At 78.0% G+C, this 5,256-nt stretch carries 4 protein-coding genes; all 4 read left to right on the top strand.

The features are described from left to right. Positions 1-225: response regulator transcription factor (locus GTQ99_RS19355; RefSeq protein WP_166617344.1), on the top strand; the 225-nt coding region annotated here is incomplete at its 5' end. A gap of 85 nt (positions 226-310) precedes the next feature. Next, the gene (locus GTQ99_RS27200; protein ID WP_166617343.1) at positions 311-3,103 is read left to right on the top strand and encodes an AAA family ATPase; all 2,793 of its coding nucleotides are present in this window, start codon (positions 311-313) and stop codon (positions 3,101-3,103) included. 141 nt (positions 3,104-3,244) lie between these two features. Continuing rightward, positions 3,245-3,991 carry an ABC transporter ATP-binding protein gene (locus GTQ99_RS19345; RefSeq protein ID WP_166617342.1) on the top strand — a complete coding sequence of 249 codons (747 nt, stop codon included), beginning with the start codon at positions 3,245-3,247 and terminating at the stop codon, positions 3,989-3,991. A 1-nt stretch (position 3,992) separates the two neighbouring features. Then, a partial coding sequence (locus GTQ99_RS19340; protein WP_166617341.1) for an FtsX-like permease family protein occupies positions 3,993-5,256 on the top strand: 1,264 nt, incomplete at its 3' end.

The following is a 5,256-nucleotide window of genomic DNA, read 5'->3' as shown; positions in this document are numbered from 1 at the left end:
TCGGCGGCCAGCCGCACGGCCTCGCCCCTGACCCCGCCCGAGCTGCAGGTCGCGCGGCTGGCCGCCGAGGGTCTGACGAACAAGGAGATCGCCGACCGGGTCTACCTCTCGCACCGGACGGTCTCCTCGCACCTGTACAAGGTGTTCCCCAAGCTGGGCGTCGCCAACCGCCGCCAGCTGCGCGAGGCGTTGCAGCGCAGCGGTTCGATCGCCACCGACGGGTGACGGGTCGCCGGCCGGGGGGCCGGCTCGCGGGCCGGCCCGGTGACGTCGCGGGCGAGCGGACCGGCCGGGGTGGGAGGGTGAGGGGGTGATCGGGCGTCGGCGGGAACTGGAGCGCCTGCGGGCGCTCATGGAGTCCGTCCCGGCCTCCGGCGACGGCCGGACGGTGGTGCTCGAGGGCGAACCCGGCATCGGCAAGTCCACCCTGCTCGCCGCGGCCGCCGACGCCGCCGCGGCGGCCGGCTACCGGCTGCTGCGCTGCGCGGGGTTCCAGCGCCAGGCGCTCGTGGGCTTCGCCGCGCTGCACGAGCTGCTGCAGCCGGTCCTGGAGCAGACCGGGGCCCTCCCCCCGCGCCAGCGCGCGGCGCTGCTCACCGCGTTCGGGCTGCAGGAGGGACCCCCTCCGGACCGGTTGCTGATCGGCCTGGCGGTCCTGGGCCTGCTGCAGGAGGTCGCGGCCGCCCAGCCGCTCCTGCTCGTCGTCGAGGACGCTCCGTGGCTCGACGCCTCCAGCGCCGCGGTGGTGGACTTCGTCGCCCGCCGCCTCGCGGGAGCGCCCGTCCTGCTGCTGGCCACCGCCCGCAGCGGCGGCACCGACGTCGGCGTGTTCGAGCGGGGCGTCGACGTGCTGCGCTTCGAGGACGCGGTCCGCCTCCTGCTGCCTCCCCTGTCGGCCGAGCACTCCGAGGAGTTCCTGGACACCCTCGGTGCACCGCCGGAGGTGCTGACCAGGACCGTCCGGCAGCGGGTCCTGCGGGAGGCCGGTGGCAACCCGCTGGCGCTGCGCGAGCTGACCGGCGCCCAGCTCGTCCGCGGTCCGGACGAGCAGGTCGCGATCGGCGTGCCGCTGCCCACCACCCGCCGGCTGGAATCGGCGTTCCTGTCCGAGGTCGGCGCCGTGCCACCCGCCAGCCGCAGGCTGCTGCTGCTGGCCGCCGCGGGCGAGGAGCTGACGCTGCGCGAACTGCTGGCGGGCGGGCGCGAGCTGGGGCTGGACGAGCGCGACCTGCTCCCGCTGGAGCGGGCCGGCCTGGTGGCCGTCGCAGGGGAGCGCTTGCAGCTGCGCCACCCGCTGCTGCGCTCGGCCGTCTACGGCGCGGCCTCCGTCGGCGAGCGCGCCGAGGCCCACCGCGTGCTGGCCGCGGCCGTGGGGGACAGCAGCCGGGCGGCGTGCCACCGCGCGGCGGCCACCCTCGAGCGCGACGAGTCCGTCGCCGCTGAGCTGGAGGCCGCCGCGGACCGCGGCGCGCAGCGCGGGGCGCGGGCGGAGGCGGCCACCGCGCTGCACCGCGCCGCCGAGCTGTCCGAGCGCGTCGAGGACCAGGTGCGGCGCCTGCTGCAGGCGGCGGAGCTGGCCCGGCAGGCGGGCGCCCTGCAGCAGGCCGGGCTCGTCCTCGACGAGGTGGCGCAGCTGCCGATGTCGCCGCGGCAGCGCGCCGCGAGGGCGCAGGTGCGCCGGCTGCTGGGGTACTACCGGGGCGAGGACCACGACGACCCCGGCGACGAGCTCGCCTACGCGCGGGTGCTGGGCGGGCCGTCGGGCACCGAGGACCCCGGGGCCCGGATCGACGTCCTGGTGCCCGTGGCGATCGGCCTGCTCCACCACTTCAGCGGCGACCTGGACGCCGACGCCGCGCTGCGGCGGCGCGTCCACGACGAACTGGCCGCGGTGCGGCCGCCGCACCGGGACGTCCGGCAGCAGCTGGGGCTGGCGGTGCTCGACCCGCTCGCGCACGCGGCGGCCGTGCGGCCCGCGCTGCCCGCGATCGTGCAGCACCCGCCGCCGGTGTTCTTCTTCCTGCTCTCCGTCGCCATGACGGCCGAACTCCTGCAGGACCTCGCGACGGCGCGCCGGGCGTGGGCGATGGCGGCCGAGGCGTTCCAGCGCGCGGGGTCGTCCAGCGACTTCGTGCGGGCGCTGGACGCGCTGGCCCTGCAGCACCTGATCGCGGGGGAACCCTCCGAGGCCCTGGCGGCGGCCGAGCAGGCCCGGCGCACGGCCCTCGACCTCGACTTCCCGCTGGTCGCCGCCTCGGCGGGGTCCACCGCGGCCCTGGTGCACGTGTGGACCGGGCGCCCGGCGCAGGCGGCGGAAGCGCTGCAGCGCAGCCGAGGACTCCTCACTGGGGCGCGGATCCCGAACGTCGCGGCGGGCATCGCCTGGGCGGCGGGCCTGCTGGCGCTGCACCAGGGCCGCCACCAGGACGCCGTCCGCGAGCTGCGCGGGGTGCTCGTGGACCGCGCCTACGCCCAGTGGGCGGTGGCGGACCTGACCGAGGCGGCCGTGCGCGCCGGCCGCCCGGAGGCCGCCCGCGAGTTCGTGGCGCAGACCGGTCGCGCCGCCGAGGTCCTGGGCTCGGCGCACCTGTGGATGCTGGTGCACCGCAGCCGCGCCCTGCTCGCCGAGGGCCCCGAGGTGGAGGCGCACCACGAGGCCGCGCTGGCCGCGGGCGCGGACAGCGGTGCACCACTGGAACTGGCGCGCACGCACCTGCTGCACGGGGAGTGGCTGCGCCGTGCCCGCCGCGTCCTGGAGGCGCGTGAGCACCTGAGCACCGCGCTGAGCACCCTGCAGGAGGCCGGTGCCGGTTCGGGGCCGCTGGCCGAGCGGGCCGCGGCCGAACTGGGTGCGGCCGGTGCCGCGCCCGCGGGCCGGCCGGCACCGCCGGCCGCGCACGCGGTGCTGACCGCGCAGGAGCTGCAGGTCGCACGGCTGGCCGCCGAGGGCTTGAGCAACAAGGAGATCGCCGACCGGATCTACCTCTCGCACCGCACGGTCTCCTCCCACCTGTACAAGGTGTTCCCCAAGCTCGGCATCGCGAACCGCCACCAGCTGCGGGAGGCGCTGCGCGGGAATCGGCTCTCGGTGCCGAACACCTGAGCGCGCCCGACGCCTGAGGGCACCCGACGCCTGGGCGCGCCGGACCGCTCCGGCCGCGGTCCCGGTGGTGGGGCTACCCCCACCGCGGCCGCGGTGGTCCCCACCATGGCGCTGGGGATCGCACGACCGGAGGATCCGAGCATGTCGACGACCACCCCACCCCGCACCGCGGCCGCAGCCTCCCTGCGCGCCGTCAGCAAGACCCACGGCAGCGGCGCCACCGCCGTGCGCGCCCTCGACGAGGTCGACCTGGACTTCACCCCCGGCACCTGGACGGCCGTCACGGGCCCCTCCGGTTCGGGCAAGTCCACGCTGCTCAACTGCGCCGCCGGTTTGGAGCGGGTGGATTCGGGACGGGTCCTGCTGGGGGAGAGCGACATCACCGACGCCGACGACGAGGCGCTGGCGGCGCTGCGCCGCAGCCGCATCGGTTTCGTCTTCCAGAGCTTCAACCTCGTCTCCTCCCTGACCGCCGCGCAGAACGTGGAACTGCCGCTGCGCCTGGCCGGGCGGCGCCCGCCGCGCGCCGACGTGCTGGAGGCCCTGCGGGCGGTGGGCCTGGACGAGCGGGCCGAGCACCGGCCCCGCCAGCTCTCCGGCGGCCAGCAGCAGCGCGTGGCCGTCGCCCGCGCGCTCATCACCCGCCCGCAGGTCCTCTTCGCCGACGAGCCCACCGGCGCGCTGGACTCCACCGCCGCGCGGGGTGTGCTGGACCTGCTGCGCGCGGCCGTCGACGGCGGTCAGAGCGTGGTGATGGTCACCCACGACCCGGCCGCCGCCGCCCGCGCCGACGCCACCGTCTTCCTGCGCGACGGCCGCGTCGAGGACCGCGTCGTCGGCGCGGACGCCACCGCGGTCGCCGACCGCCTCGCCGCGATGGGGGCCTGAGGTGCTGCAGCTGAGCTGGGCGGGCCTGCGGGAGCGCTGGACCTCCTACGCCGGCGCGGTGCTGACGGTCTGCCTGGGCGTGGCCCTGGTGCAGTCCTCGCTGCTGCTCCTGCTGACCTCGGCGACCGCCGCCGCGCCCGCGGGGTCGGGACCGGTGGCCCAGGTGCGCTTCGAGGAGGCCCGCGTGGTCGCGGTGACGGTGCTGGCGGTCACGCTGGCGCTGGCTGCGTTCCTGGCCGTCTTCGTCATCGCCTCCACCTTCGCCTCCACCGTCGACCAGCGCCGCCGGGACCTGGCGCTGCTGCGCCTGGTGGGCGCCGGGCGCCGGCAGGTGACGAGGCTGCTGCTGGGGGAGGCCCTGCTGCTGGGCGTGCTGGGCTCCCTGGCCGGCAGCGCGGTGGGCGCGGGGGTCGTGCGGGTGCAGACCTGGCTGATGGTGCGGGTCGGTCTGCTGCCGGCGGGCGCGGGCGCGCAGTGGCGCACCTGGGTGCTGCCCGCCGCCATCGCCCTGGGCACCGCGCTGGCGCTGGCCGGCGTGTCCCTGGCCGCGCGCCGCGCCGCCCGGGTCCGCCCGCTGGAGGCGCTCAGCGCCGGGGAGGCACCGGCGCGGGTGGTGACCCGCGGCCGCTGGGCCGCCGGCCTGCTGCTGGGCGCCGGCGCGCTGGTCCTGGTGGGTCTGTCGCCGCTGGGCGGGCCCGCGGGCGGTCGCGCGATGGCGGTCTGCGTCTCGCTGCTGGCCGCGCTCGCCCTCGCCGTGCTGGCGCCGGTGGCGGTCCCCGCCCTCGCGGGCCTGCTGCCGCTGCGCGGGAGCGCGCTCGGCGACCTGGCGCGGGCGAACCTGCGCGAGGAGGTCCGCCGCAGCGCGTCCACGGCGGCGCCGCTGATCGTGCTGGTCGGCCTGCTGCTGGGGCAGAGCGGTGCGGCGTGGTCGTACACGCGGGCCGCGTCGGCGGAGCTGCACCGCACGCTGGCCGCGGACCTGGTGGTGGAGGCGACGGCCGGCGCCGACGGTGCGCTCGCGCAGCGCCTGGGCGCGGTGGCGGGTGCGGGCAGCGCCTCCACCGAGGTGGAGCTGCCCGCGGCGCTGACCACCGGCAGCGGTGAGACGGCCTTCACCGAGATCGGCCGCGTCCTCGTGGTCGAGCCCGCCGCCTACGAGCGCGCCCACCCCGGCAGCGGATCGCTGCAGGCGCTGCACGGGGCCGCGCTGGCCGCCGGACCGGGAGCACTGGGCACCTCCACCGGCGACCGGGTGGGGGTGCGGG

The organism is Kineococcus vitellinus, from assembly GCF_009906315.1.
In the GTDB taxonomy this organism is placed as follows: Bacteria; Actinomycetota; Actinomycetes; order Actinomycetales; family Kineococcaceae; genus Kineococcus; species Kineococcus vitellinus.
This window is presented reverse-complemented; position numbering and strand designations above follow the sequence as displayed.